Source organism: Actinomyces sp. oral taxon 181, assembly GCF_018370895.1.
Lineage (GTDB): Bacteria > Actinomycetota > Actinomycetes > Actinomycetales > Actinomycetaceae > Pauljensenia.
In genome coordinates, this window is record NZ_JAGYZL010000008.1 from 1 (window position 1) to 26,961 (window position 26,961).

A 26,961-nucleotide genomic window follows, 5' to 3' on the forward strand; every position below is an offset into this window, starting at 1 on the left:
CCGCAGCCCCACAACCATCAATAATGTTGAGTCCTCAGATGTAACGCGTTGGAATTGCAGGTTCGCCTTCCGACAAACGCCATGCTTGGTAAGGAAGCTCATTACGTGAGCGCAGGTGATGAGCCTGGGCCTCGGACAGCGCCTGAGAGCTCCACGCTTCGCTTTGGATTTCTCCATCGACAATCAGTGGAACTTGAAGGGGGCGGGCGCCATTTTCTTCGAAGAAAACAGCAGCCTCTTCAGCGCTTCCAGTGAAAAGGATTTCTTCGCTTGCGTAGCCGTCCTCGTCGTAAAGGCGACCCGCGTACTTCTTGCCGGCAACGGTGTTCTTCGAAGCAGACTTCTTCGCAACACCCACCATATTTCCGTCACTATCCTCGCGGGATACGAGCTTGTATACCAGGGCTGCGGTGGGAACGCCGGAACCAGTAATCAGACGTGTACCAACACCGTAAGAATCGACAGGAGCAGCTCCCAAAGCTGCAATGGCATACTCGTCAAGATCGGAAGTCACGGTGATCTTCGTGGAGGTTGCACCGAGTGCATCCAGTTGTCCGCGAACCGTAAAGGCCTGAGCGACGAGGTCGCCGCTGTCCAAACGCACAGCGCCCAATTCTCCGCCTGCAGCACGTGCGGCCTCGACGGCGGTCTTAACGCCCTCGGTGACGTTGTATGTATCAACCAGAAGGGTTGTATTCGGGCCAAGGGAGGCGATCTGAGCATCGAATGCCTGGCGCTCACTGTCGTGAAGCAGGGTGAATGCGTGGGCGGCAGTACCGATCACAGGGATTCCGTAGCGCTTGCCGGCCTCGAGATCGGAAGTGCCCGCGAAGCCGCCGATAACGGAGGCGCGTGCTGCAGAGACAGCTGCGCGCTCGTGGCCTCGGCGTGCACCCATGTCCAGGCAGGGGCGTCCGTGGGCGGCAATTGTCATACGGGAAGCAGCAGAGGCGACTGCGCAATCGTAGTTGTAGATCGACAAAAGAAGTGTTTCCAGAAGGGTGCACTCGGCGAAGGTGCCTTCAACGGTGAGCAGGGGAGAACCCGGGAAATAGCACTCGCCTTCGGCATAGCCTGAAATATTCCCGCGGAAACGGAAGGTTGACAAGTACTCGAGAGCTGTATCAGAGACAACCTTCTTTTCGGCCAACCACTGGATTTGCTCAGGGGAGAACTCAAAGCGGTCCAAGGCCTCGAGAACCCGTCCCGTCCCGGCAACGACACCGAAGCGGCGGGTAGCGGGAAGACGGCGCCCAAAGAGCTCGAAGACGCAGTGTCGATTTGCGGTACCCGACTTCATGGCAGCGTCGAGCATGGTCAATTCATACATATCCGTCAGAAGCGACGTTTCAAATGATGCAGGCATATCTCAAATTTAATCGCTAATGGTGGAAAAATGTGCAAGAAATTCCAAAAGTGCAGACAGGAAGGCATTTCCTGCGTAGGCTTAAGACATGTCGGGCATGCCTATGACCGCGAATAATCCCAACGTCGGGACCGCTGATACATCGGTGCCGAGGTGGAACCTCATTGTCTGGGATGACCCGATTAACTCATCGGACTACATCGCCGAAGTGCTACGGAGGCATTTCGGCTACCCGCGTCCTACGTGCGAAGCACTGACTTTGCAGGTGCACAGTGATGGACAGGCCATCATCGCCACTGGGCTACGTGAACGCGTCGAAGCAGACCTACAAACACTCCACGATTACGGAGTGCAATCAACATTGGAGCGTGTCACGTGATCGGCCCCTTTACCGTCTCACGACGGGGGATTAGCGCACCGATCGGAAGGGACTACAACCTTCTGATCCAGCAGCTCATCCACGAAATCCTTGTGGTCTTAGACGACCCGGGGGATTTCCCCATGTTTCTTTCCGCTGCAACCGGACTTGAGAGCGAACGTGCGGCAGCGATTGATCCTGCTCTGGATTTCCTTCTTCCCCCTATGAGCACGGATCCCCAGGAAGCAGCACGCTTGCGTGCACTAACCGAGGACACGCTGCGTTCGCAAAAATCTCAGCGACTTCGTACCGTGTGTAACCAACTCAACGATGTGCTGGTTGACGGAACGAACTACCTCGTTCTGGATGAAGAATCGACGTGGAATTGGCTTGGCGCGCTCACCGATATGCGCCTTGCTTTGGCTGGAGAACTGGGCATTCATAACGATTCTGATGTGATTCGGATCGAGACAATCGCTCAGGAAAAACCTGAGGGGACACGCGAGCAAAGCGCTGCCGCGATCTACCTACTGATCACATGGTGGCAAGAGTCACTGCTCAAATCTGTGCATCTCCAGGGTGAAGCGAGTTAGTTTCGTTGTATGGATAACGCGCCGATTGGTATTTTCGACTCTGGTTTAGGTGGACTCACGGTTGCGCGTGCCGTCATTGATCAGCTGCCAGACGAGGACATCGTCTACCTGGGGGACACGGCTCACGCTCCCTATGGTCCGCGTCCGATCGCCGAAGTTCGCCAATTGACGCTGTGGGGGCTTGACCGCCTTGTCGAGGCCGGAGCAAAGGCCTTGGTCATTGCATGCAATACCGCAACCGCTGCTGCGCTGTCGGACGCGCGGGAACGGTACTGGGTGGGCCAGCACATTCCCGTCATTGAGGTCGTGACCCCTGCCGCGCGTGCTGCTGTCGTTGCAACGCACAATCACAAGATCGGCGTGATTGGAACTCAGGCAACTATCCAGTCGGAAGCCTATGTCAATGCTCTTGCTGCAGTTCCTGGTCTTCGAGTCTTCCAGCAGGCGTGCCCGCTTTTCGTCGAATATGTCGAAGCTGGACAAACAGCAGGTCCTGAGCTGGAGGGCATTGCCCGCGAATACCTTGCTCCTCTGAAAGAAGAAGGCGTCGACACCCTGATTCTTGGCTGCACCCACTACCCGCTTCTTACCGGGGTTATCGGGCGAGTGATGGGGGATAACGTTCGTCTGGTAACCTCCTCGGCCACGACGGCGAATGTCACTTACAACGAGTTGGTTGACCGCGATCTGCTCCATGCGCCGTGCCGCGGTGCAGGCGATGAACCGCAGCACCAGTTCCTCACCACCGATGCTTCGTCGCGATTCCCAATCCTTGCCCGCCGTTTCCTTGGGCCTGAGGTTCAAAGCGTGAGTGAAGTCCCATCCCTCCCGCTAGAAGGAGGTGCTCAGTGAGGCTTCGTATCATCGGCTGCACGGGTTCAATGTCTGGACCTGATTCACCTGCATCCTGCTACCTGCTTCAAGCTCACGGTCCCGATGAAAGAACTGGGAGGCAGCGAACCTGGAACCTTGTCTTGGACATGGGGCCAGGATCTTTCGGTGAGTTGTGGCGTTACATTGAGCCAGCAGATCTTGATGCGGTGATTTTCTCGCACTGTCACGCGGACCACATGGGAGATGTAATTTCCCTACATGTCTACCGGCGCTGGGGACCTGGTGCTTATCGTGATCCCATGGTTCTTGCAGGGCCGGCATGCTTACCGGACCGTGTTCGCCAGATCGACGGTGCTGACGAAGATGAAACCTATTCGACAGAGTTTATTTTCAAGGAACTCGAAGACGCAAAGAGTTGGTCTTTTGGTCCCTTCACCGTGAGTGCAGCGCAGGCATGGCACTCTGTACCAGCCTTCGGTGTTCGCATCAGCGGCCCTTCTGGTTTTTCAAAAGACGATACCTCTGGATCGCGCAGCACTTTCTTCTACACCGGCGATACTGATCTGTGTGACAGCATCGTTGAAGGCGCTCGCGGGGTAGATCTTCTTCTCAGTGAAGCAGGTTTTACTGAGGAAGACACCGTCGAGGGGATCCACATGGATGGTAGCCGTGCAGGTACCCTTGCCGCGCGTGCCGAAGTTGGCCGTGTCATTCTTACGCATATCCAACCGTGGAATAATCCCGAGGGCGCGCGATTCCAAGCGAAGCAGGTCTACAGCGGGAACGTGGAGCTTGCGACGACCGGTATGTCTGTCGATTTCTAGAACGCGTAGGTACACCGATTCCGGGAAAAAGAAACGCGTAGCCGGAATCTCATCATCCGACTACGCGTTTTCCTGTACCTTGCTTAGTTGCCTGCTAGAACCTCAATAATTCGCGGTGCAAGCGCGCGGAAAGCTATCCCGCGGTGGCTGATTGCATTCTTTTCCCCCGCAGTGAGCTGTGCTGCAGTGCGATCCATACCCGAGGGAACAAAAATTGGATCGTAACCAAATCCTCGTTCGCCTTGCGGCGCGGTCGTCAGGTGCCCGTCCACGCGTCCGAGTTCAACGAACTCGCGGCCATCAGGCAACACTAATGCCGCTGCGGAAACAAATGCAGCGCCTCGTAAGTGAAGCGGAACGTCACTGAGCTGAGCAAGGAGCAACTCAAGGTTCGCTTGGTCGTTCCCGTGAGCCCCGCTCCAACGGGCAGAGAAGATACCCGGCGCGCCGCCCATGATGTCAACGCACAGACCGGAATCATCGGCGAGCGCAGCGATTCCAGTTGCTGCGCACAAAGAGCGAGCCTTGATCAAAGAGTTTTCGGCAAAAGTAGCGCCGTCTTCAACGGGCTCGGCGACATCGAAGTCGCTCATCCGTGCGATTCGGCCGGCTCCTTCGGGGAGGAGGGGAGCGATGATCGCCTCGAGCTCTGCAACCTTGTGCGCATTTCCGGTCGCAAAAACCAAGCGAGGCGCATCTGCGCTGCGTACGGAGCTCACAGCGCGGCCTCGGAAGAAACGGTGACTCCCGGATCTGCCGCAAGCGCGCGTGCCTGGAGGTCGCGAATCTGGGCGTTACCGGCGGTTGCCAAGTCAAGGAGCTCGCCGAGTTCGGTGCGGGAGAAGAGCGCGTGTTCAGCGGTTCCCTGAACCTCAACGAAAGAACCCGAACCAGTCTGCACGACGTTCATATCCGTCTGCGCGCGCACATCTTCAACGTAGGGAAGATCGAGCATGGGGGTGCCATCGATGATGCCAACGGAAATTGCGCTTACCGAATCAGAGAGGACCTTCTCAGGAGAAGAAGCGGCGATGATCCCCTTTGAGATTCCCCAAGAAATCGCCTCGTAAAGCGCAACATAGGCACCCGAAATGGAAGCGGTGCGGGTACCGCCGTCGGCTCGCAAAACATCGCAGTCAAGGACCAGAGTGTTCTCTCCGAGGGCCTTGATATCAACGATCGCGCGAAGCGAACGGCCGATGAGACGCGAAATTTCATGGGTGCGTCCGCCGATCTTTCCCTTGACGGATTCACGCTGGGAGCGTTCGGAGGTAGCACGCGGAAGCATTGAATACTCCGCGGTCACCCAGCCTTCTCCGCTGTCGCGCTTCCAACGGGGGACGCCCTCGGTGAGCGAAGCAACGCACAGAACGCGCGTGTTCCCGCATTCAATCAGCGCGGATCCTTCGCCGGTTCCTGCCCAGGAACGGGTAATGGACATGGGGCGAAGCTGTGAGGGGGTGCGCCCATCGGCGCGAAGCTGAGAAGTAGTCATGGCTCCAGCCTAACGCGCATTTGCGTTGTGACTGAAGCGAAGGACGGCTACGGTTACATCATGCCCCATTTTGACACGGTTACTGGTCTTCCTTTCGCCAATGAACAGCTCTATTTCCCACATGAATTGAGCGCATGGGCTCCGCGTATGACGCACAAAGGTGGGTACGAGGCCGCATGCGCTTCCTTAGCGCCCCACGCGCGTTCTTTGCGGGTTCTGGCAATGACTACTCAGGGCATGGTTGCGCTTACTTCAGATGGGAGCACTCCACGGCGAGCCGCGGATATCGGTCCTGCAGTTGAAGAAGCGGAAAGCGTGCTCTTCGGTGGGGTTGATTCTTCCGGTGTTGCGCGTTTCATCGCAATCCTTGACTCTGAAGAAGATTGGGGGGCGCTTGTTGAAGGAACTCACGCACCCGCAGCCACTAGCGTCGTTCCGGCAGATCCTCAGTGGCTCTCTCTTCGGTATGAGGCAGCGCTCCTCGAAGCTGCTGACTGCTCATCATGCGCGCGTGCCTTAGCGCTTCTGCGTTGGCATGAGCGTACGCGTTATTGCCCAAGGTGTGGCGGGAAACTCCAGCACGAAAATGGGGGAGAGACTCAGCGATGCGTCCAATGTGATCGCCTCGAATATCCCAGGCAGGATCCCGCAGTGATCGTTGCAATCACCGATGAGGAAGATCGTTTGCTGCTTGCGCACAACCGCTCATGGAAACCGCGTTTCATGTCGCTCATTGCTGGTTTTGTTGAGGCAGGAGAAGCTCCTGAGCATGCGGTAGTTCGGGAAGCAAAAGAAGAGGCCTCGTTGGATGTGGAAGAGGTCCGCTATGTTGCGACGCAGCCTTGGCCTTTCCCGCGTTCGGTCATGATTGGCTTTACCGGGAAAGTTTCTGGTACGCCGGATCCCTCTCCAGATATGGAAGAGGTAGATGCCATGAAATGGATGACGCGCGCGGAACTTATTGATGCGGTTAACAGTGGCGAACTGGAGATCCCTACCCATACCGCGATCGCTCGCATGATGATCGACACTTGGTTGCATGCGGAAGATGATGCACTGTGAGCCGCCAAGATGAAGAACGCGCGGAACGTCTTCTTGAAGCACTAGATCCCGATCAGCGGAGTGTCGCGCAATTCGTCTCTGGTCCAATGGCGGTGCTTGCGGGGGCTGGGACGGGTAAGACGCGAGCGATTACCTATCGCATTGCCTATGGCGTTACACGCGGTGTCTACGAACCGACAAATGTCTTGGCAGTGACCTTCACGAAGAGAGCTGCAGTTGAGATGCGTGAGCGTCTGACGGCACTTGGGGTTCCAGGCGTCCAAGCGCGGACTTTTCACTCGGCCGCCTTGCGCCAGCTCCAGTATTTTTGGCCAAGTGCCATCGGCGGGAGCATGCCACCCCTCATTGAGCACAAAGCATCCTTGATTTCCGCAGCTGCCGCGCGAATCGGTATCCGCGCCGACAAAGCGCTCGTTCGCGATTTAGCCGCCGAGGTTGAGTGGTCGAAGGTCGCCATGCTCGATGCTGATGCCTATGCTGAGGCAGTTCGCGCCAATAGGCGAACGCCGCCGGGTGACCTTAGCGTTGATGATGTTCTGGCACTGATGGACGCCTATCAGGAGGCCAAAGAGGACCGGGGGGTTCTCGATTTTGAAGATGTCTTGGTGCTGACGGCAGGAATCTTGCAGGACTATCCAGCTATTGCTCAACGGATTCATCGTCAATACCGCAGCTTCGTCGTCGATGAATATCAGGATGTCTCTGCCCTCCAACACCATGTTCTCAACCTTTGGCTTGGTGGGCGCCATGATATTTGCGTTGTTGGTGACGTTGCTCAGACTATTTATTCTTTTGCGGGTGCCTCACCGCGCTATCTTCAAGACTTCGCACAGGAGCACAAGGGAGCTCGCGTTGTGCAACTGGTTCGTGACTATCGGTCGACGCCACAGATTGTGAGTGCAGCGAATACCCTGATGAAGGGCGAACACTTGTCTGTTCTTAAAGGCGCCGTGAAATTGGTATCTCAGCGGGATAACGGTGTCCCTGTCGACTATCAGAGCTATGCGGACGACAATGACGAGGCCGTGGGGATTGCGAGGCAAATCCGGGGGCTCCACGACGATGGAGTTTCATATTCCTCGATCGCAATTCTTTATCGAACCAATGGCCAGTCAGAAAATTTCGAAGCCCAGCTGAGCGAGGCCGGTATTCCTTTCCTCGTCCATTCTGGGATGCGCTTTTTTGAGCGCGAAGAGGTCCGCCGCGCGATGTTTCTATTAAAGAAGCAAGCGACAACCTTGCACAATCAAGGAATTGACGAGGCTGATGTTGTTCACTTGGTTGAAGATCTTCTTGGAATCGCTGGATGGTCCCCGCAGGCACCACAGGCTCAGGGAGCGGTTCGAGAACGATGGGATAACCTCAATGCCATTGTTGAAATGGCACGCTCTTCTACCAATAACTCTTTCATTGGATTCGTCAATAATCTTCTTGAGCGTGAGGTCTCACAAGCTGCCCCAACCACGGAGGGGGTCACGCTCTCGACCCTTCACGCGGCAAAAGGACTGGAGTGGGAACACGTTTTCCTTGCTGGAGTGAGTGAAGGGCTTATTCCGATCTCTCTTGCGCAGGGCGAAGATGCAATTGAGGAAGAAAAACGTCTGCTCTACGTGGGAATGACACGTGCTCGGGATCATCTTGCGATCTCCTACTCGCGTTCGCGCCACGGGGGAGGAAACCGCCAGCGTTCCCGCTTCATGAAGGATCTGTGGCCTCGAGAAGAACGACCCCAAGTTGGAGTTTCTTCAACGCGCGCAGGTACATCTAAACGCAGCGCGGCCAAGGCAGCCCATGCTGAATTTGAGGAAAGTAATGCTCCGGAGGTTGTTGAACTCTTCGAACGTTTACGTGCATGGCGAAAAGCTGAGGCAGAGGCTCGATTAGTTCCGGCTTACGCTGTACTTACCGATAAGACCTTGAGAGATGTCGCTATCGCTCAGCCCAAGACGCTGACTCAGCTTCGGGTTATTCGCGGAATTGGCGAAGTTAAAATCGACTACTTTGGGCCTCAAATTTTGGCAATTATCCGCGGCGAAGAAGTCCAAGTGGAAACAAAGCCGGCGTAACTATGAGGCAATGCGGTAGCGGTGATTATGACTGAGCATGTCGAATTCGCCGATACTCGTAGACAAAGTAGCTGTTGTCAGCGAAGGCGCCGGAGACTGTGAGACAGCTGCGCTGGTGCACCCGCAGAGAGGGTCATTATCGACCTCGATCCATGAAACCTCTCCTTCTGTCGTGATGCGAAGAAAACGGTTCATGCTTGATCGTCGGTCCATGCCGAAGCGTGCAAAGTCGTAAATCATCAAAGAGAGCCAAGCCGCAGCCATGTGAGTGAGCCAGGGTAGTGGCGTTTCAAAACGCCATAGTTCAAGGTCACGACCGAGGCTAGGGAGCAAATGGCGGTCGGATTGTGTGGTCTCGAGACACCGCGCACAGCAGGTGACCCCCGGCACTACTAGCGGGCCGATGTCCCAGTAGCTCTCATTCCTGCAGGTGAGGAGATGCGGAATATCGCAGTGCATCATTGCGTCTGCCTTCTCGAGATCATGGGAACCCACAGAAGCGATAATTCCCAAATCGATAGGGGAGTACGAACTGCAATATCGCAGATTCGGATAGTGCTTAGCGAGGTGTGAGCGAAGGGCTTGAGAACGCCGTGCGAATAGTCTCTCCTCCGGAAGAAGAGCTACCAATTCAGCACTCGGTCGACGTGAATCAACAAGACGAAGTCTAAGCTCAGGCAGGGTTTGAATGATGAGTTCTACTGCCGCGATGGTCACAGGGTCAATTCCGTTAATTTCGATACTCAGGGGGCTTGCCATTTTTCCTCCGCACTGTGGAATAGGGAATTCCTATTGTGCGTGGGAAATTGCACTTATGGGCAAGAACTAAGAATCTGTGGAAAACTCCGATGAGGCCTTCATCCTGTGGATTACTTGGCCAATAAATTCAGGATTGGGACTCCGCCCCATTATCTGAAGATTGATCGTCATCCGAAGCACTACCTTCGCCCTCAGATGCGTCTCCAATATCAAAACCTGCCTTACGCAGGGTATCTGCCTCGGGGTCAATCGTGGGATCAAGTCCCTCAGCCCATCCCATTGAACCATCCAATAGCGACTCAAGTGCCTGGTCAATATCGGCGCTGGCCTCGGCCTCGGCGCGTCGAAGCGCAACAAAGGTTTCTGGTGAATCGAGCTCATTGCTATTGGGAATCAAATCGGGGTGAGCCCACAGCTTTTCGCGGGCATCGCTGCCCTCGTCTTGAGTGACCAATTGGAAGAGCTTGGCCGCATCGCGAGCACGACGCGGACGCATCTTCAAGCCAATTAAGCTTCCAAGAATCTTCTCAACAGGACCGCCCAATGCGCGCCGACGGCGCATCAGCTCGCGCAGCTGCTCAAGGTGGGGAAGATACGGGCGTGCCGCCAGCGAGGTGACAACATCAACCCAACCTTCGATCAGGGCGAGAAGATTTTCCACACGTTCCAAAGCTGCACGCTGTTCGGGTGTCGGTGCGGCAGCGAAGATCTGTTCGTTCAGCGAATCTTCATTGAACTCGGGGTTCGCTGGGTCAAGACGAGTCGCGGCCTCGGCGACGGCCTCGCTATCGATCGCAATATGCTGCGCGTATCGCTCAACTGCGCGCGTAAGGTCGCCAGCAAGCCACGGGACACCGGCGAAGAGACGATGATGTGCGCACTCGCGCAAAGCGATGAACTGAAGCACTTCTTCGAAAGGAATTTCAAGTTCATCAGCGAAATCTTCGATATTACGAGCGACGAGGGCTGTGGTAGAACCATCGGCAAGGGGAATACCGACGTCTGTTGATCCCAGGGCGCTTTGAGCAATTTGGCCCAAAGCCATTCCAATTTGGCTTGCAAAAAGGAACGACGACATCTTCGGCAAAATATCGCGAGTCGAGTTAAGAAGGCTTGAAATGTCTGGAACCGAATCTGATAGCGAGGGATCAATATCCGCGATGTGCTTTTGCTGCTCATCGAGGATACTTTCAAAGGCCTGAGCAACATTTGCAGCAACCGGTTCGCAAATACGCTTCCATACCTCAGCGGTGCCATCAATCCATTCAGAGCGAGTCCATACCTGACGGTTGACGTTGCCGGGGCCAAATTCGACAACAGCATCTAGCCACAGGTCAGCAACAGACATTGCTTCGCGAGTTCGTTGAGCTTGCGCTGCGGTGACTGCGGTTTCTTTCGAATCCCAAGATTTGGTGTGTGCGACTTGTAAGGCACTCTTCCAATCAACAGGACCGCTGGCAGGGCCGTTCATCATAATCGTGAATTGAGTGAGCGCCTGCTTCATCATGTAGGGATCAGGGAATTGGCTGTTGAGACTTTCGGGGTCAATGCCTCGGGCGCGCATGGATTCCATTGCAGCGCGAGCGGCCTGCTCGCCCAACAACTGACGTAGGAACTCTTCCATGTTCGACTCGTTGTCACTCATATCACGAGCCTAATAGTCAAGGAACAAGAAGTACTAGAGATATCGCGCTCTTTCCACCCAACTTTGCTCATAGCGCAATTAGACGGTGCGTGATGATGCCGCCTTTTTCTCCAGTTTTCACGGCTTTTCAGGACAGAGCATGAGCAGCTGAGAGACAATGGCAGGTATGAATGACAACGAAGACCTCGAATATGAAGAGACCGACACTACGCAACGCAGTGAACGGACTCTTCGATGGCTTCGTCGTCTAACCGCTGGTGTTGTGGCGTTGACTTTGGTCATTATCGCCTGCACTGTGATCCCGCTTCCCTACGTTGCAAGGCTTCCCGGACCAACGGTTGATGTCCTGGGGAAGACACAGGACCAACAGGGTGACTTGAAAGAAATTCTGTCGATCACGGGTACCAATCCACAAACTGGCGAAGAAATCACGAACCCCGACCCCACTGCCCCCAAGGAAGGCGGGCAACTCCGCATGGTGACCGTCACGGAAATGGGAGGGCCGGGCAGGCGTCTCAACGTCTTTGGATGGATTCAAGCGAAACTGACGCCGGCCTCGGAAATGATCCCGTACTCAAAGGTTTACCCAGCGAATGTGACCCGTGAGCAAGTGGATAACCGGAATGCTCATCAGATGGAGAACTCACAGTATTCCGCTCAGATCGCTGCGCTCGCGGAATTGGGATGGAAGGTCCCCGCAACCGTGTATATCTCCGGTGCGGTCGAGGGTTCAGATGCGGTTGGAAAAGTTCAAGACTCTGACATTTTGGAGTCGATCCGGACCCCCGATGGGGTGGTGCACCCGATTGAAACTGGGGCAGATCCCTTCGTGATTATGCACTCCGTTGCTCCCGGATCCACCGTCACGATCACCGTGAAGCGTGGAGATGTTGAGCGCTCGGAAACAATCGTCACATCTGCGCCTGAAGATGGATCTCAGGGCTCAAAAATGGGTATTTATCTGGGTGTTAAGGCCGATATTCCCGTAGAAATTAACTTCGCTATGAAAGACATTGGCGGTCCTTCGGCGGGAATGATGTTCTCGCTGGCAATTATTGACCGCCTGAGTGAAGGAGACATGACGGGAGGCCAATCAATCGCTGGTACTGGAACAATTTCCTACGACGGTACGGTCGGTCCAATCGGTGGGATTGCACAGAAAATGCAGGGGGCAAAGCGCGATGGGGCCAGCTGGTTCCTTGCGCCGGAAAGCAATTGCGACCAAGTGATCGGGCACGTTCCTGAAGGGCTGCGTGTCGTTCGCGTTTCGACCCTTCATGAAGCGCACGAGGACGTGGTTGCGATTGGCCAGAATCGTGGGGATTCCCTACCGACCTGCGAGGCCAAGTAACAGAATTTTCAGTCCGAGAGCGAGGCCAGAAGAGCGTCGGTCAGGCTGGGAACTAACCGTGATCCTTGGCCGACCTTGTCGTCGCTATCGAAAGTGCGGGCACGAAGGGCACTCCATGTTTCGCCACTGCGTAATGCTCCCGCGGCGATACGGACATCAGTAGCTTGGGGATGGTTTGAGATAAACGCAATGGCTTCTTCGGGATCTGCCGGGGCCTGAGCCTCGACCTCAGGCGGGACGATGACGCGTTCAACGCTCAATGCTGCACCCACGACCGAAGGGGGCCAGGCAAGGTGAGCCAACATCTCTTCGAAGTCGTCTCCTTGGAAGTCCTCTTGGATGATTGCGCTGAGGTGCTCGTCCGTCCCATCCCATTCCTTGCGGAGTGCGTCCTTGAGCTCATCGGGTAGATCGGGCTGCTCGAGCAACATTGCGGTGTGAACCAAAGCGTAAAGGGAAGGCGCGTGGTCCCAGCCCACGACCGATGCTGCTTTTTCGATGTCAATAACAACGTGTGCAAGAGCAATTTGACGTGCAGTAGGAGTCAGTTCAACCATGGTGTCATTTTCCCATAGGCGAAAGACAGACGCAGATGCATGAGCCTCTCGTTAGAATAGGATCACTGTGATCACTCTTCGAGAGGATGTCTTGTGAGCGATTCTCCGTTCTTTCCTGACCATCAGCCAATCAAATTGCCCAAAATCGAGATCCGACGCCCAAAGGTAGGGCCGGGGGCAATTACCGTTACGGTTCTGGTGCTTCTTGGACTTTTTGTCTACGCGGCTTCTTCATTCTGGACTGAAATTTTGTGGTTCCAGCAGATGCACGCGACTCGGATCTTACTGACGCGTTGGGGAGTGATCGCAGGCTTAGCCGTCATCGGTGTTGTCTTGTCTGTCGCTGTGCTGCGCATCATGATCGGCTTGGCGCATCGTCACCGCGTATCGTCAAAGCGCGGTGAAGCCGCGGCAAATCTGAGGCAGTACCAAGATGCTATTGAGCCTTTTAAGAAGCTTGCCTTCTGGCTGGTTGCATTGGTTTTGGGTATCCCCGCAGGCCTTCGTCTTGCAGAAGGATGGCAGACAGTCCTCACGTGGCTCAATGCGACGCCTTTCGGTAAGACAGATCCGATTTTTGGCTGGGATATCTCTTTCTTCGTTTTTACCCTTCCCTTCTTGGAGCTTGTTGTTTCCTTCTTGCTTCACTTGGTGATTCTTTCGCTCGTCGTCTCGATCGTCGCCTCATACCTCTACGGTGGTTTGCAGGTGGTGCCGCGTCCGCACGCAACTGTTCCTGTGCGTCGTCACCTAGGGATCTTGGCTGCGATTGCCTCGGTGATTATTGGTGTGCAGTACTGGATCGGCCGTTACTCGCTGCTCACTCAGAGCGGTGACAATATCGATGGCGCAATGTATGCAGATGTCAATGCAACGCTTCCCGCGCACTCGATCTTGGCTGCTATTTCCGTCGCTGTTGCTGCGCTGTTCCTCGTGGCCGCATTCAGGGGAACGTGGCGCCTTCCAACGATTGGCGTTGTGGTTACAGTCGTTGCGGCATTGGTCATTGGTGGCGCATACCCGGCGTTGATTGAACAATTCCGCGTACGCCCGAATGCGCGTTCGCTTAACGCCCCGTATATTCAGCACAACATTGATGCGACCTTGGAAGCCTACGGGCTCGATGATCTGGACTATCAGACCTACGATGCAACGACCACCGCTCAACCCGGACAGCTTCGTGAAGACTCCGAGTCAACTTCGCAGATTCGTCTTCTTGACCCTCAGGTGATTCGCAAGACTGTCCAGCAGTTGCAGCAGTCGCGTCCCTACTATTCTTTTGATTCAGGTTTCTTCGTCGACCGTTACACCATTAACGGTGAACGCCGCGATACCGTCATTTCAATGCGTGAGCTGAACTTGGCAGGCCTGTCTCAAGAGCAGCAGAACTGGGTGAATCGCCATACCGTTTACACTCACGGTTTCGGCGTTGTAGCTGCCTACGGTAACAGCATTACCTCTGACGGTCTTCCCTCGTATTGGGAGCAGTCCATCCCCTCAAAGGGAGAGATTGGCGAGTACGAGCCTCGTGTGTACTTCTCGCAGTCGGCCCCCGACTACTCGATTGTCGGTGGACCTGAAGGCACTCCTGCCCAAGAACTCGACTACCCGGATGACAATGCACCCGGTGGCCAGGTCTCGACGACCTTCAAGGGCAACGGCGGTCCTTCGGTTGGGAACGTCTGGAATAAGCTTCTGTACTCGATTAAGTTCGGATCAACCGATATCTTCTTCTCCTCGCAAACGAATGAAGAGTCGCAGATTCTCTATGATCGTGATCCGCTTCTTCGCGTTGCAAAGGTTGCTCCCTATCTGACACTGGAACAGAAGGCATACCCCGCGGTCGTCGATACGGATGGCGACCCTTCAACACCTAAGCGGCTTGTTTGGGTTGTCGACGCATACACGACAACGGATTCCTATCCTTACGCTCAGCATCAATCGCTGTCGTCCAGCACGGTTGACTCACGTTCGCAGTCGGTGGGGCAGTACATCCAGGAAAACTCCATCAACTACATGCGTAATTCCGTCAAGGCAATTGTTGATGCCTACGATGGATCGGTGCGTCTCTTCCAGTGGGATGAAAAGGACCCCATTCTGTCGACGTGGATGAAGATTTATCCGGGAAGCGTCGAGTCGAAGCAGAACATTTCTGCTGATCTCATGGGCCACCTGCGCTACCCCGAGGATATGTTCAAGGTCCAGCGTGACCTGCTGACCTCGTACCACGTGCGCGATGCCTCTGACTTCTACACCGGTGGTGACCGCTGGCGCCTTGCTGAGGAAACCTCTACAGCCGCAACTGTAAATGGGGCATCGACGGCTACCATGAGCAGCTCGCAGCAGCAGGCAGTCCGTGTACAGCCGCCGTATTACCTGACCATGCAGATGCCGGGTCAGCAGAGCGCGGAATTCTCATTGACCTCCGTTTTCGTTCCGGGTGGTGAATCCAAGCGCGAGGCCATGGCTGGCTTCCTCGCGGTGGATTCTGAAACCGGAAGCGAGGCCGGAAAGGTTCGTGAGGGCTATGGCAAGCTACGACTGATCGCTCTTCCTTCCTCGACGACGGTCCCCGGTCCGGGACAGATCCAAAACGCCTACGACACCAATCAAACGATTGCCTCGCAGCTCAATGTTTTGAACCTGTCTGATTCCACGGTTATCAGGGGTAACTTGTTGACTCTGCCCGTTGGCGGTGGCCTGCTCTACGTCCAGCCGGTCTATATCCAAGGTTCGGGCGGAGCAAACTACCCGGTCTTGCGCTTTGTGCTGACGGCCTTCGGTAACAGAGTTGGTTTCGCGCCCACACTGGCAGAATCCCTTGACCAAACCTTCGGAGGTGATTCCGCTGCAAAGGTAGCTGGCGGTGATCAATCTGCCGATAAGAATAAGGGCGGTGGTGATCAACAAAACCAAGCTGAAAGTGAGCCCTCCAAGCAGCTTGCCTCAGCGCTTCAAGATGCTAACCAGGCTATCCAAGATGGTCAGAATGCACTGAAGAACAACGACTGGGCGGCCTATGGTGAATCGCAGAAGCGTCTAAATGATGCTCTGACGAAGGCTATCGACGCCCAAAAGAAGCTGGATGCTCAAGGCGGTTCCGGTTCCTGATAGCTCAATATGAGTAAAGGCGTGGGCCCGGGTGAGGAATACTCACCCGGGCCCACAGTCGTTTCACGTTGAGTCCGATCGCATCCCGGAAAAGGAAGCGGTGTTTCTCGCTATGCTGGGCTCTTAGTTATTCAGGTGTGCCCTGATCACAACGGTAGTTCCGCATTCGGCTCCGGGCAGCCATTCAATATTTCCCTGAAGTTCTGCACGGACCATTTGGCTGACAATCTGAGTTCCCAGACCGGTCATCGCCCGTCCGGGTTGGATTCCTGCCCCGTTGTCTGAAACTGTGACCGTGAGCTGGCTGCCATTGCGTTCAGCATGGACTTGAACCAGCCCGTCCTTGTCGGCAAGTCCGTGCTCAACCGAATTTGACACAAGTTCATTCAAAACCGTTGCCATTGCTTGAGCCTGAGCGGCCTCAAGGCTACCGAACTCTCCAGTTGTTACTACGTCAACGGAATGATCGGTTGAGGCAACCGTACCTGCCATGCGGACGATTGTTCGTGCGACTTCGTCGAAATCTACCTGTTCATTAACATCCTGAGAAAGAGCCTCGTGGACGGTAGCGATCGCTTGAACACGACGTTCGGCTTCCTGAAGGGCCGTTTGAACACTTTCGGAGTCTGAACGACGTGCTTGGAGACGCAATAGCGCGGAAACAGTTTGCAGGTTGTTCTTCACGCGATGGTGAATTTCGCGAATGGTTGCGTCCTTCGTCATCAATTCCTGCTCGCGTCTACGCAGTTCGGACAGGTCGCGAGTCAAAATGACAGCGCCCAAACGCTTGCGCCCGTTAAACAAAGGAAGAGCACGCATTGTGACCGTTGAGCCCTGAACACTCACTTCAACGCGCCAAGGCGCACGACCCATGACAACCACTGCCAAGGACTCTTCAACGATTGTTGAGTCAGAAACGACATCGGTAATGCGTTGCGCGAGGACTTCTCCGAGAACAGATTCTCGAATGCCCAAACTACGTAAGCACGAGGTTGCATTCGGGGTTGCCTGCAAAACCTTGCCATCAGGGTCAATCAGAATGGCACCGTCCTGGACGCGAGGAACGCCGTGTCCAGTAATTGTCGGGGCAGAGTCGTAGGGATACTCGCCGCGAGAAATCATTTCGCAGAGGACATCCGCGGCTTCGCCCGTCCATGTGTCAAAACCTTGAACGGAGCGGGGGGATGAGAGATTTGCTTCGCGGGTCAGGACAGCAACAACCTCGCCCTGATAGGGGATCGGCACGCAGGTCTCCATCATCGAATAGGTGCCAGCCCAGTGCGCTGCAGTTGGCCGAACGACCTCACAGGTTTCCATGGCGCGACGAAGCTCGGCCTCGCGAGCAAGAGGTAAATAAAGGCCTCGTGGATCCTCAGCGTGCACGGTAACTGACGTCGATGGACGGCAACTTTCAACTGCAATAAAGCGATCGTCATCTGTGGGAAGCCACAGAACCAAGTCTGCAGCGGCAAGGTCAGCGATGACCTGCCAATCTTCAAGAAGACGATGTAAAAGCTCAATCGCACCTGTGGGAATCGGAGTAGCAGATGCAGATTCAGCGATCTGAGTCAGTGTGGGCATGTATTCACAATAGCGTCATAGCGGAAGTTGTGAGAATCATCGGGCGGCGAGGATACAATCGCAGCGTTGGTGTTCGCCTTTACCTCAGGCGAACTATAAGAAACTCGAAGATAGGATCGGCATGCAGTTCAATGGGGATGCGCACTATCAATGCTCGCCGGAGGCATTCGTCGAAATCAGTACGACTCCGGGCTTTGTCGCTGAACGAATCGGGCCTTTTTTGAAGGACCCGGTTATTGAGAATCCTCAGGAACGGGCCGTGAGCGCGTGGGGGTGCATCAACCCCGAGGTGGTCCCTGCAAAGGTGCGTAGCCTCGTCGCCAATAAGGCACGTGTTGAGTACGACGAAGTATGGACTCAGGTGGCACCGGGTGAGTTCCGGGCAAAGTGCACACTTGCCGTTAAAGGACTACCGGTTTCTGCTGAGTTCACTCAGACGGTGACTGCTGTCAGTGGGGATCTAAATCACTGCCAGTGGCATGTGGATGGTGACTACCATGTGCTTATTCCGCTTATCGGACGAAGCGCTGAAAACACGATTTTTGAGCATCTTGAGCAGGCTTTTGAGCGGGATCGACGCATAGTAAATAACTGGCTTATCGGTCATGCGGGTGAATACCCGATTGCGCAATAGCTGTGGAATAAAAATTTGCGATCATTGGTTGCACTAGAACAACAACACGAAGGACAGATCATGGCAGAAGAAATCGAAGAAACTACTCAATCTGTGCCCGCAACATCGGGCCCCTCAAACCCCTTGTACCTCGAACGCACCGGGGTCCGTCAGTACGTTGCGCGTAATGCGCGAGGCGCTGAAGTCTTGGTAGGGGATGGCCCGGGACGCTTTAGCCCTGGGGATCTTCTTAAACTTGCGCTCGCAGGATGTAATGCGATGTCCTCCGATGCACGTTTTGCTGCGGTTCTGGGCGACGATTTTGCTCAGATTGCCGGAGTTTCAGCCGAGTACGACGAGGCCGAAGACCGTTTCACCTCGATGGAGATCGAGCTCCTTCAAGATCTTTCAGCTCTCAGTGAGGAAGAGACCGCTTCACTTCTTCGACGTGCCGAGGCCGCGATTGAGCGTCGCTGCACGATCGCTCACACAGTTTCTCACCCGCTTCCGCACACTCTGCACATCGCTTCGGAGCAGGTTCGCTAATTCTGAGAGTCGGTCGGCTTTTCGTCGGTGCCTACCACTAGGCTTGTAGGTACCGACGAAAAGAATGACCTTTGGGACAGCTGGAAAGGAACAGCAGTGAACCAGATTGATCGACAGTACGAGGATCTGCTGGCGAAGATCATGCGTGAGGGTGCCGAAAAGTCCGATCGCACCGGCACGGGTACTCGCTCACTTTTTGGCGCCCAGCTGCGTTATGACCTTTCAAAAGGTTTCCCGCTCATCACGACTAAGCGTGTCCACATGAAGTCGATCATCGGTGAGCTTTTGTGGTTCTTGAGTGGTGATTCCAATGTTCGCTGGCTTCAAGAAAACGGTGTGCGGATTTGGAACGAATGGGCCGATGAAAATGGTGATCTCGGGCCGGTTTATGGTGTCCAGTGGCGGCGCTGGAATGCCGGTGATGGGCGTGAAATCGACCAGATTTCCCAAGTTTTGGAAACGTTGAAGACGAACCCCGATTCTCGCCGAATGATTGTGTCAGCTTGGAATGTCGGAGATTTGCCGAAGATGGCTCTGGAACCGTGTCACGCATTCTTCCAGCTGTATGTTGCTGATGGCCGTCTCTCGCTTCAGCTCTACCAGCGCAGTGCAGATATGTTCCTTGGCGTTCCTTTCAATATCGCCTCCTACTCGCTGCTCACTCATATGTTTGCCCAACAAGCTGGCCTTGAGGTGGGAGACTTTATCTGGACTGGCGGCGACTGCCACATCTATTCCAACCACGTGGAGCAGGTTACTGAGCAACTCTCGCGTGAACCTTATCCCTTCCCAACTTTGAAGCTCCGTAAGGCTGATTCGATGTTCTCTTACGGCTTTGATGATGTTGAGATTGTCGGTTATGAGCATCATCCGACGATCAAGGCGCCGGTGGCCGTGTGAGTGTCGTGGAGGCAACATCCTTCGCATCGAATCCTTCTGTGGAGACGGTTTCAGGGGGAAAGGTTCCCGTTGCTTCGATTTGGGCCCAGACAGAAGATGGGTTTTTAGGCTCCGGCAAAGACTTGCTCTGGCGTGTGCCCGACGACTTTGCTCACTTTAAATCAGCGACTATGAATAGCCCGATCATTATGGGGCGTTCATCGTGGGATGCTTTGGGACGCCCTCTTCCTGGACGGACGTCGATTGTTGTGACTCGCGACCCTAGCTTGGTTATTGACGGCGCTGAAGTCGTCCATTCGATTGACGAGGCTTTACTGTGCGGGCAGAAAGATGCTGCCTTGCGTGGAAGCGAACGAGTATGGGTGACAGGCGGAGCACAGATCTATAGCCTGGCTATGGACGTCGTCGATGAGCTTGTTGTTTCTGTGCTCGACTTGAAGGAAGAGGCACGGGCGCGTATTGGCTCTTGTACCAGTGGCGTGTACGCCCCTGAGATCGATCCTTCCACCTGGCAATTAGATACCGAGGCCAGCGATGCCCAGTGGCGCACTCCTTCAGGAGATGCCCTCCGTTGGCGTATCCAAGTTTTCCGTCGGATCTAGGCCAGTAGGCGTTTTCCCCAGTTGATTTCTCTTGAATAGATCATCGTCCAAAGAGCGTGCTTCTACTTTGACTGTATCGATGGGCTGCGTCTCAGCACTCAATCCCGATAGCTTTCGTGCGCTGACCAGAGCGCGAGATTCGAAGGAAGCTAGGAAGGAATTCCACGACTGAGAGGCATTATTGAGCGCACTGCTCACTTTTGTTGCATGTTTACCTAGCGTTTGAAGGCGTTCGTAGAGTTCTTGAGAAAGCTGGATGATCTCATTGGCCTGTGAGGATAAGTTTTCCTGACGCCATGTAAAAGATACCGTTCGAAGAATCGCCCACATAGAAGTGGGGGATGCAAGGACGACATTCATTTCAAGTGCATCATGCATGAGAGATGGATCGTAGCGTAGTGCAGCGGACAGGATTGACTCTGCGGGTATGAACGCAATGACGTAGTCGGCAGAGTAGGGGAGTTCCTTCCAATATTCTTTTTTAGCCAGTTCTGTCACGTGTCTGCGAAGGGCCTGGGCATGGGCGACCATGAGTTGTTCGTAGGACGTCGCGGGATTTGCTGAAGAATCCGAATCGTTCTTGTCCTGTTCTTCTTCCCGGCCCTGTGCATCGAGGAAAACGCTGAGGGGGACTTTTGAGTCAATGGGGATGCATTTGTCTTCTGGCAGAAGGATTAACATATCGGGACGTTTTGAGCGCTGGGCAAGCGAGACTTGGGTGTTGAAGTGAACGTGCTCAAGTAGCCCAGCAGTCTCAACTAAGGAACGTAGTTGAGCTTCACCCCAAGTACCACGCAGGGGTGAGTGCGATAAGGTTCGAGATAGCTCATCAGCGGATTGACGGAGACGCTCTTCTGAAATGCGGGTCAATTGAAGCTGTTGGCCCAGTGCTGCTAGTTGTGCCGCATGTTGGCGTTCAAGTGAGGTCACCGAAGTTTGCAGGAGCCTCATCCCTTCGTTGATAGGCATAAGGCTTTGCATCAGGCGTTGATGATTGATGGACTCGTGTTGGAGCGCTTGGTTTTGTGAGTCATTGAGCTGGGATTGTATATCCCGTTGTTCATCGAGCCGGGTACGTAATTCTGTTACCTGTGTTTGTGCGCTGGCGAGCTTTTCAGATAGGTCGAGGCGCGTCTGTGTCTGTCCCACGTTTACCGAGTGCCCACGATGCGCCGCACAGTAAGAGGCATAAAACAATTGTGAAGAAGCTCGAAGAAGTCATGTCCGCATATTAGGTGGTGGCCCCCTCAGTTCCATCCAGTTTTGAGGTGCTTGTAGGAAAGAGCGCATGACTCATATCACCCCTGCTCGATTTGTGTCATTTGGCTAATAGAGGGTACCTTTTATAGGTACCGACGCGGGGTGGAGCAGTTCGGTAGCTCGCCGGGCTCATAACCCGGAGGTCGCAGGTTCAAATCCTGTCCCCGCTACTGATAACCCGGTCTCGAGAGAGACCGGGTTTTGTTTTATTTTATCGTCAACGCGCGCATGCCGCTTAGATATTCATTCAGATTAGGTGCGCTTACTCCTTGCCTAGTTACTACGCAATACCGTGCCCTTTTGAAATAGGCATGGCGTAGATCTTTTACCCAATAAAAAGCTGTGGTCTACACGCAAGGTGTAGACCACAGCTAGGAAGACGAGTCTCTTTATTCTGCTCGGCGGCGACGCGTTGCCAAAGCGGCACCCGCTGTCGCAACAGTCAGAGCTGCTCCGCCAACAACCGCGAGTCCGATACCAGTGTGTGCAAGTTCTGGCTTTGCGGGCGTCGTGGACGTCGAAGGGGTGATTTGAGTAGTGCTCGTGCTTGTTGAAGGCGTAGGCGTCGATGTGCTCGGCTCAGGAGTTGTCGACGGCGTTGCCGGGGTGGTGCTTTCCGAGACGGTAGGAGATGGAGTCTCCGTCGTTGGGGGAGTACAGGGCGAAGGATCCGTAACAGGCTCGACCTGTTCTCCTACTGCCAAAGGCGATACCGTGATATCTGCGCTCCAGCTTGAGACTGAAACAGTGGCACCCGTAAAGGAGCTAGTAATGATTGCAGTGTTTGTGATGGTCTTTCCTGCCCCATCCTTATTTACTCGTCCAAGGATGTAAAGGGTTGCGTAAGAGGCCAGGCCGAAGGTATCGCTGTCTGCATTCCACTGTCCGTTACAGTGTGTGAAGGACTTAGGCATCGTGGGGTTTGCGCGCTTGCAGGGGAAAGTCACATCCTCAAGTCCCGAAGCTCCGTTGTTCGGGTCGAAGCTATGGCCCTCGCGTACCCAAAGGTGATCGGTTGGCACGACGGTGAATAGCATGTCGCAGTTTCGAACCCATGACTCCTGATAGGTTATGCCCTGAGGAATAAAGTCAGTGACCGTGAAGTGGTTGACAATGCCATCACCGCGATTGAGGACATTGACTCGGTAAAGAACCCAGTCGCCGACCTTGAAATTACCAATGGGGGCATCAGCGGTTGAATCCAGTCCGATAGGAAGCCCAGTCTCGTCATAAGCAGGCTGGTTGCCATTCATCTGAACGTGGGCGGCGTCCTTCAAAAGGACGAGATCGCCGCCGTAGCTGTCAGCTTGTGCGCGAAGTTGGGTAGACGAAACACCGAGGAAACCACATGCAATTGCTGCGCTTAATAGCGCAGCAAAAATGACTCTGCGGCGGCGACGCTGCCGTGTGAAGGAAAAGAATGCCATCGATGATTCCTTTAGTGCGTTCTGCTGTCAATATACCGGTCTACTGTACCGGTTTTTTGGCACATTGTTCAAGAAAATTGTGAAGGGCTGTGGCCGATCGCTCATCCTGTTCTTTTCGCTGTTATTGGGGGGCTAAGAGTGTGGTGATTGGAATCTGTATCTGCTTGCGATGCTGTTGTTTAAACGTCAGATTATCGTCTGATGTCTCACATCTGGCGTGGAAATTGTCTTCTAGCAAAGATGCTTTGACCTGCTGAAATGTGTGAATTGAAGGCTAATTTAGGTTGCGATGGTTGCCGTTGTGGTCGCAACAAGTCAGAAAAACAGCCATATAGCATGTAGATGTTGAACTGAAGCCAGAAAAGGAAAATATAGGAAATAGTGTGAGCGTCTCGTACACGACAGAAACCCTCCCATCAATTGTTGGTCAGGCTGTGCCAACGAAATCTGAATCTATGAAGTATCGCATTAAAGGCGCTGATTACTATATCGACTGTAAAGATGATTGCCCGATCCCAACGACAGTCGACCGCATCGTCATTGAAAAAGGTTCTAGGGCGTGGGCCGGATTGTTTTTTGCATTTTCGGTCTTGATGTTTTCAGCTTTTGTCACCTCTGCTTTTAGAGGCGAGTCATCGCTTCTTCTTACCGTGGCAACTGTCGCAACTGTCGTATTTGCCTTCGCAGGTATTCATTTTCTACCCCGGAAGAACGTCATTAGCCGTGATGGTTTTGAAATCGCTGGCTTTTTAAGTGCGAAGCACCTTCCTTGGCCAACTTCTCGAACCAGTTTCTTCGTACATGATTCTCGAACTGCTAGTCGTCTCTCCGCTAGTTCGCGACAGGTGCAGACGCTCAGCGTCAAACTGATCAGCGATGCAGGGAAGCAGATTCCTTTGGGGATTAGCTTCACGGGCCCAAATACTCATGATCTTGAACGGCAGGCGGTGATCCAGTGTTCACGTATCTGGGACTGGGGCGTTGCTCGAGGTTTCACCGCAGACTCTGGTGACTATGTTGCGCTTAATGGCCTTGGAAAACAGCAGGTACTTCGGATGAGGCAAGAAGACCGTTACGGCCTTCGTTAGGGATACCCATTTACGTGTGTAATGCGGACTCGGACCGTAGCAGCTCATATCCTTTGCGATTTACAAAACACGCGGGGAATTGAACGCTTCCCCTCCCTCTGAAAATAAGGGTGTGGGCCCGGCAGAAGCCGGGCCCACACCCTTATGCCTTGAACCTAGTTCTTCTTCTTTGCTGGAGCTTCGCCCAACTCGAAGGAAGCGACACGGATGGTGCCTTCATCTTCGCTAGAGTCTGCCGAAGCCTCGAAGTGAGCAGGGCCCTGAATCTTCGTGGCTGCCGCAAGGTCTTCCAGAACATCCTTAAGCAGTGGGATGGTCTGCTCAGGAGCTGACACCGTCACCTCAAGGAAGGGGGTCCTCGGGGATACCTTTGCTTCGGACTTCACGCGGCGCAGGACCACCAGTGCCTCAGAGGCAACACCCAACAACACGCTGGAAGCAGCTTCGATAGCGCCTTCAACGGTCCCATCCCGGGTGACCTCAAGGTCGGAAGCAGTCGGCCACGCAGCCTGGTGGACGCTACCTTCGCGATACCAGCTCCACACTTCTTCGGTGACGAAGGGAAGATAGGGAGCAAGCAAACGAACGAAGGTATCGATGGCAATCGCCAGCGCTGCACGTGCAGACGCAGAAGCCTGATCGCTCCACTTACCCTCGCGGTTGTAGGCGCGTTCCTTCACCAGCTCCAAGTAGTCATCGCAGAAAGTCCAGAAGAAAGACTCGGTGACTTCCAGCGCACGAGCATGCTCGTAATTTTCCAGAGCAGTTGTTGCAGAAGAGACAACCTCGCGCAAAGCGGCAAGCATCGAACGGTCCAAGGGCTGGACGACATGCGTGATATCCAGATCCAGATCTGCGTCCCCGCCCATCGTGAGTGCGAACTTCGAAGCGTTGAGCACCTTGATGGCCAGGCGACGGCCAATCTTCATCTGGGATTCATCGAATGCAGCATCCAAGCCCAGTCGAGCAGATGCCGCCCAGTAGCGCACCGCGTCCGAGCCGAACTTCTCGAGCAGACCCATGGGGGTCACAACATTGCCCTTAGACTTCGACATCTTCTTGTGATCCGAGTCCAAGATCCATCCGGAAAGACCGGCATGTGCCCAAGGGAGTGCGCCAAATTCCAGATCGGCGCGGACGACCGTTGAGAACAGCCAGGTGCGGATGATGTCCTGACCCTGCGGACGCAAGTCCATCGGGTAGGTACGAGAGAACAGGTCCTCATCCTCAAGCCAACCGCAGGCAATCTGCGGGGAGAGAGACGAAGTCGCCCAGGTATCCATGATGTCGAGTTCGCCCACGAAACCGCCGGCGACTCCGCGCTGATCCTCGGTGTAACCCGGAGCAGTATCCGACGAAGGATCGACAGGAAGCTGATCTTCACTGGGGGTGATGATCTGCGTGTAATCGACTTCGCCATTGTCATCAACGCGGTACCACAGGGGGAACGGAACGCCGAAGAAGCGCTGACGGGAGACCAGCCAGTCGTTGTTGAGGCCGCGTACCCAGTTCTCGTAGCGCACGCGCATGAAATCAGGGTGGAACTCCAGCTCCTTACCGCGCTCAATGAGTTCCTCGTTCAGATCCTTGCCAGTTGCAGGATTGACCCAGGGCTTGCCACCATTGCGGATGTACCACTGACGCGAAGTCACGATCTCTAGGGGCTTGTCACCCTTTTCGAAGAAGTTCGTCTGGCGCATCGTCTTCTGAGGTTCACCGCGCATTTCGCCGCTTGCCTCGAGGCGCGCCACCAAGGCCTCGCGAGCAGAGAAGGTTGTCTTCCCCGCGAGCTCAGCGAAGGCCTCGCGACCCTCATCGGTGGTGATCCACTCGGGGGTTTCGGTCTGCAGGCGGCCATCCTTGCGCAAAACGGTGCGCAGCGGAAGGTTCAGGTCACGCCACCAATCGATATCGGTCGTGTCACCGAAAGTACAGCACATGGCGATACCGGCGCCCTTGTCCATCTCTGCCTCGGGGTGGGGAAGAACGGGGACCTCAACACCGAAAACAGGGGAGGCAACCGTGGTGCCGAACAGTGGCTTGTAGCGCTCGTCGTCGGGGTGAGCGATCAAGGCCACGCACGCGGGAAGGAGTTCGGGACGAGTCGTTTCAATGCAGACATCAACACCGTTCTCAACTGGCGCACCGGCTGCAGCAGCCTCAGCAGCGCGCGCGGGGTCGGTGATGTGGAAGGCGAGGCGATGGTAGAAGCCCGGGTATTCGCGGCTCTCAAGCTCGGCCTGAGCAACCGCGGTCTGGAAGGTGACATCCCACAGACCAGGAGCCTCAGCCTGGTAGGCCTCGCCGCGCTCGAGATTACGCAGGAATGCTGCCTGGGCGACCTTGCGGGCACGAGTACCGATGGTCTGGTAGTTCTGAGTCCAGTCAACCGACAGGCCTAAGTGACGCCACAGATCTTCGAAGTGCTTCTCATCTTCAACGGTCAGGCGCTCGCACAGTTCCACAAAATTACGACGTGAGATCGGCACCTGATCTCGAGCCTTGATGGACTTGCCTTCGCCGCCAACATGAGGGGGCTCAAAGTTTGGATCATAGGGGAGGGTCGCATCGACGCGAACCCCAAAGTAGTTCTGCACGCGGCGCTCGGTAGGCAGGCCGTTATCGTCCCAGCCCATGGGGTAGAAGACCGATTTACCCAGCATTCGCTGGAAACGCGCGACGACGTCGGTGTGCGTGTACGAGAACACGTGGCCGACGTGAAGTGAACCCGAAACCGTGGGCGGGGGAGTGTCGATCGAGTAGACCTCTTGGCGGGGGCGGCTTCGATCGAAACGGTAAGTTCCCTGATCTTCCCAACGCTGGTTCCACTGGGCTTCGAGGCCTTCAGTGGCGACCTTGTCCGGCACCTGGGGTGCGGGCAGCGAGGTTGGTTCGGCCTGGCGCTGAGCGCTCATACGTATTC

The 26,961-nt window shown here is 54.9% G+C and carries 23 protein-coding genes and 1 tRNA gene; 14 read left to right on the forward strand and 10 right to left on the reverse strand.

Going from position 1 to position 26,961, the window contains the following annotated elements; genetic code table 11:
* Window positions 1–34: 34 nt before the first annotated feature.
* Window positions 35–1,366, reverse strand: a complete 1,332-nt coding sequence (locus tag KHW85_RS04795; RefSeq protein WP_291459015.1) for a nicotinate phosphoribosyltransferase — start codon at window positions 1,364–1,366, stop codon at window positions 35–37.
* Window positions 1,367–1,454: 88 nt separating this feature from the next.
* Here KHW85_RS04795 and KHW85_RS04800 point away from each other — a divergent pair, with 88 nt between their 5' ends.
* From KHW85_RS04800 to KHW85_RS04815, 4 genes are read left to right on the forward strand one after another with little or no spacing between them, the layout of a single operon-like run.
* Window positions 1,455–1,745 carry an ATP-dependent Clp protease adaptor ClpS gene (locus KHW85_RS04800; protein ID WP_291459016.1) on the forward strand — a complete coding sequence of 97 codons (291 nt, stop codon included), beginning with the start codon at window positions 1,455–1,457 and terminating at the stop codon, window positions 1,743–1,745.
* Window positions 1,742–2,317, forward strand: coding sequence for a DUF2017 family protein (locus tag KHW85_RS04805; protein ID WP_009409112.1), 576 nt, complete (start codon window positions 1,742–1,744; stop codon window positions 2,315–2,317). Before KHW85_RS04800 ends, KHW85_RS04805 begins: the two co-directional genes overlap by 4 nt.
* Before the next feature lie 9 nt (window positions 2,318–2,326).
* Complete coding sequence (gene murI / locus KHW85_RS04810; protein ID WP_291459017.1) at window positions 2,327–3,169, forward strand: glutamate racemase; 843 nt, start codon at window positions 2,327–2,329, stop codon at window positions 3,167–3,169.
* A complete protein-coding gene (locus KHW85_RS04815; protein WP_291459018.1) occupies window positions 3,166–3,975 on the forward strand; it encodes an MBL fold metallo-hydrolase in 810 nt (269 codons plus the stop codon). Before murI ends, KHW85_RS04815 begins: the two co-directional genes overlap by 4 nt.
* An 83-nt stretch (window positions 3,976–4,058) precedes the next feature.
* Here KHW85_RS04815 and rdgB read toward each other — a convergent pair whose 3' ends face one another.
* Complete coding sequence (rdgB, locus tag KHW85_RS04820; protein ID WP_291459019.1) at window positions 4,059–4,694, reverse strand: RdgB/HAM1 family non-canonical purine NTP pyrophosphatase; 636 nt, start codon at window positions 4,692–4,694, stop codon at window positions 4,059–4,061.
* Entirely contained in the window at window positions 4,691–5,470 is a 780-nt protein-coding gene (gene rph / locus KHW85_RS04825) for a ribonuclease PH (RefSeq protein WP_034251756.1), read from the reverse strand. The genes rdgB and rph overlap by 4 nt, the downstream gene beginning before the upstream one ends.
* A gap of 27 nt (window positions 5,471–5,497) precedes the next feature.
* On the opposite strand from rph, the gene nudC reads away from it, so the two are divergent.
* Entirely contained in the window at window positions 5,498–6,532 is a 1,035-nt protein-coding gene (gene nudC / locus KHW85_RS04830) for an NAD(+) diphosphatase (protein WP_291459020.1), read from the forward strand.
* Window positions 6,529–8,598 (forward strand): ATP-dependent DNA helicase UvrD2, encoded by a 2,070-nt coding sequence (locus tag KHW85_RS04835; RefSeq protein WP_291459021.1) that lies wholly within the window; start codon window positions 6,529–6,531, stop codon window positions 8,596–8,598. Before nudC ends, KHW85_RS04835 begins: the two co-directional genes overlap by 4 nt.
* Here the strand turns inward: KHW85_RS04835 and KHW85_RS04840 are convergent, their stop codons facing one another.
* Together KHW85_RS04840 and KHW85_RS04845 are read right to left on the reverse strand one after the other, a co-directional pair.
* Entirely contained in the window at window positions 8,599–9,357 is a 759-nt protein-coding gene (locus KHW85_RS04840; RefSeq protein WP_178703769.1) for a hypothetical protein, read from the reverse strand.
* A 127-nt stretch (window positions 9,358–9,484) separates the two neighbouring features.
* Window positions 9,485–11,002 (reverse strand): zinc-dependent metalloprotease, encoded by a 1,518-nt coding sequence (locus KHW85_RS04845; RefSeq protein WP_291459022.1) that lies wholly within the window; start codon window positions 11,000–11,002, stop codon window positions 9,485–9,487.
* Between the two features lie 166 nt (window positions 11,003–11,168).
* Here KHW85_RS04845 and KHW85_RS04850 point away from each other — a divergent pair, with 166 nt between their 5' ends.
* Window positions 11,169–12,353, forward strand: a complete 1,185-nt coding sequence (locus KHW85_RS04850; RefSeq protein ID WP_291459023.1) for a S16 family serine protease — start codon at window positions 11,169–11,171, stop codon at window positions 12,351–12,353.
* An 8-nt stretch (window positions 12,354–12,361) separates the two neighbouring features.
* Here the strand turns inward: KHW85_RS04850 and KHW85_RS04855 are convergent, their stop codons facing one another.
* On the reverse strand, window positions 12,362–12,910 hold the full coding sequence (locus KHW85_RS04855) for a PPA1309 family protein (protein ID WP_291459024.1): 549 nt from the start codon (window positions 12,908–12,910) through the stop codon (window positions 12,362–12,364).
* A 93-nt stretch (window positions 12,911–13,003) separates the two neighbouring features.
* Between KHW85_RS04855 and KHW85_RS04860 the strand changes: the two genes are divergently transcribed.
* Window positions 13,004–16,021 carry a UPF0182 family protein gene (locus tag KHW85_RS04860; RefSeq protein WP_291459025.1) on the forward strand — a complete coding sequence of 1,006 codons (3,018 nt, stop codon included), beginning with the start codon at window positions 13,004–13,006 and terminating at the stop codon, window positions 16,019–16,021.
* 123 nt (window positions 16,022–16,144) lie between these two features.
* Here KHW85_RS04860 and KHW85_RS04865 read toward each other — a convergent pair whose 3' ends face one another.
* Entirely contained in the window at window positions 16,145–17,602 is a 1,458-nt protein-coding gene (locus KHW85_RS04865) for a PAS domain-containing sensor histidine kinase (protein ID WP_291459026.1), read from the reverse strand.
* 121 nt (window positions 17,603–17,723) lie between these two features.
* On the opposite strand from KHW85_RS04865, the gene KHW85_RS04870 reads away from it, so the two are divergent.
* The 4 genes from KHW85_RS04870 (at window position 17,724) to KHW85_RS04885 (ending at window position 20,263) form a co-directional block, all read left to right on the forward strand.
* On the forward strand, window positions 17,724–18,236 hold the full coding sequence (locus KHW85_RS04870) for a DUF2505 domain-containing protein (protein ID WP_291459027.1): 513 nt from the start codon (window positions 17,724–17,726) through the stop codon (window positions 18,234–18,236).
* Window positions 18,237–18,296: 60 nt separating this feature from the next.
* Window positions 18,297–18,761 carry an OsmC family protein gene (locus KHW85_RS04875; protein WP_291458047.1) on the forward strand — a complete coding sequence of 155 codons (465 nt, stop codon included), beginning with the start codon at window positions 18,297–18,299 and terminating at the stop codon, window positions 18,759–18,761.
* 96 nt (window positions 18,762–18,857) lie between these two features.
* Window positions 18,858–19,661 carry a thymidylate synthase gene (locus KHW85_RS04880; protein ID WP_034251763.1) on the forward strand — a complete coding sequence of 268 codons (804 nt, stop codon included), beginning with the start codon at window positions 18,858–18,860 and terminating at the stop codon, window positions 19,659–19,661.
* A 38-nt stretch (window positions 19,662–19,699) separates the two neighbouring features.
* Window positions 19,700–20,263, forward strand: a complete 564-nt coding sequence (locus tag KHW85_RS04885) for a dihydrofolate reductase (protein WP_291459028.1) — start codon at window positions 19,700–19,702, stop codon at window positions 20,261–20,263.
* On the opposite strand, the gene KHW85_RS04890 is transcribed toward KHW85_RS04885, so the two are convergent.
* Entirely contained in the window at window positions 20,216–21,412 is a 1,197-nt protein-coding gene (locus tag KHW85_RS04890; RefSeq protein ID WP_291459029.1) for a DNA recombination protein RmuC, read from the reverse strand. The genes KHW85_RS04885 and KHW85_RS04890 overlap by 48 nt on opposite strands.
* A gap of 207 nt (window positions 21,413–21,619) precedes the next feature.
* Here KHW85_RS04890 and KHW85_RS04895 point away from each other — a divergent pair.
* A tRNA-Met gene (locus KHW85_RS04895) sits at window positions 21,620–21,693 on the forward strand.
* Between the two features lie 219 nt (window positions 21,694–21,912).
* Here KHW85_RS04895 and KHW85_RS04900 read toward each other — a convergent pair.
* The gene (locus KHW85_RS04900) at window positions 21,913–22,950 is read right to left on the reverse strand and encodes a hypothetical protein (protein ID WP_291459030.1); all 1,038 of its coding nucleotides are present in this window, start codon (window positions 22,948–22,950) and stop codon (window positions 21,913–21,915) included.
* Between the two features lie 383 nt (window positions 22,951–23,333).
* Between KHW85_RS04900 and KHW85_RS04905 the strand changes: the two genes are divergently transcribed.
* Window positions 23,334–24,038, forward strand: coding sequence for a hypothetical protein (locus tag KHW85_RS04905; protein WP_291459031.1), 705 nt, complete (start codon window positions 23,334–23,336; stop codon window positions 24,036–24,038).
* 155 nt (window positions 24,039–24,193) lie between these two features.
* On the opposite strand, the gene valS is transcribed toward KHW85_RS04905, so the two are convergent.
* Window positions 24,194–26,953: a valine--tRNA ligase gene (gene valS, locus KHW85_RS04910; RefSeq protein ID WP_156335305.1), complete on the reverse strand. Its 2,760-nt coding sequence runs from the start codon at window positions 26,951–26,953 to the stop codon at window positions 24,194–24,196.
* Window positions 26,954–26,961 lie beyond the last annotated feature (8 nt).

Coding starts and splice junctions, on each gene's coding strand:
- valS (WP_156335305.1), bottom strand. CDS start 26,953: ATGAGCGCTCAGCGCCAGGCCGAACCAACCTCGCTGCCCGCACCCCAG.
- KHW85_RS04900 (WP_291459030.1), bottom strand. CDS start 22,950: ATGGCATTCTTTTCCTTCACACGGCAGCGTCGCCGCCGCAGAGTCATT.
- murI (WP_291459017.1), top strand. CDS start 2,327: ATGGATAACGCGCCGATTGGTATTTTCGACTCTGGTTTAGGTGGACTC.
- KHW85_RS04850 (WP_291459023.1), top strand. CDS start 11,169: ATGAATGACAACGAAGACCTCGAATATGAAGAGACCGACACTACGCAA.
- KHW85_RS04795 (WP_291459015.1), bottom strand. CDS start 1,366: ATGCCTGCATCATTTGAAACGTCGCTTCTGACGGATATGTATGAATTG.
- KHW85_RS04855 (WP_291459024.1), bottom strand. CDS start 12,910: ATGGTTGAACTGACTCCTACTGCACGTCAAATTGCTCTTGCACACGTT.
- KHW85_RS04875 (WP_291458047.1), top strand. CDS start 18,297: ATGGCAGAAGAAATCGAAGAAACTACTCAATCTGTGCCCGCAACATCG.
- rph (WP_034251756.1), bottom strand. CDS start 5,470: ATGACTACTTCTCAGCTTCGCGCCGATGGGCGCACCCCCTCACAGCTT.
- KHW85_RS04800 (WP_291459016.1), top strand. CDS start 1,455: ATGTCGGGCATGCCTATGACCGCGAATAATCCCAACGTCGGGACCGCT.
- KHW85_RS04870 (WP_291459027.1), top strand. CDS start 17,724: ATGCAGTTCAATGGGGATGCGCACTATCAATGCTCGCCGGAGGCATTC.
- KHW85_RS04865 (WP_291459026.1), bottom strand. CDS start 17,602: ATGCCCACACTGACTCAGATCGCTGAATCTGCATCTGCTACTCCGATT.
- KHW85_RS04840 (WP_178703769.1), bottom strand. CDS start 9,357: ATGGCAAGCCCCCTGAGTATCGAAATTAACGGAATTGACCCTGTGACC.
- KHW85_RS04845 (WP_291459022.1), bottom strand. CDS start 11,002: ATGAGTGACAACGAGTCGAACATGGAAGAGTTCCTACGTCAGTTGTTG.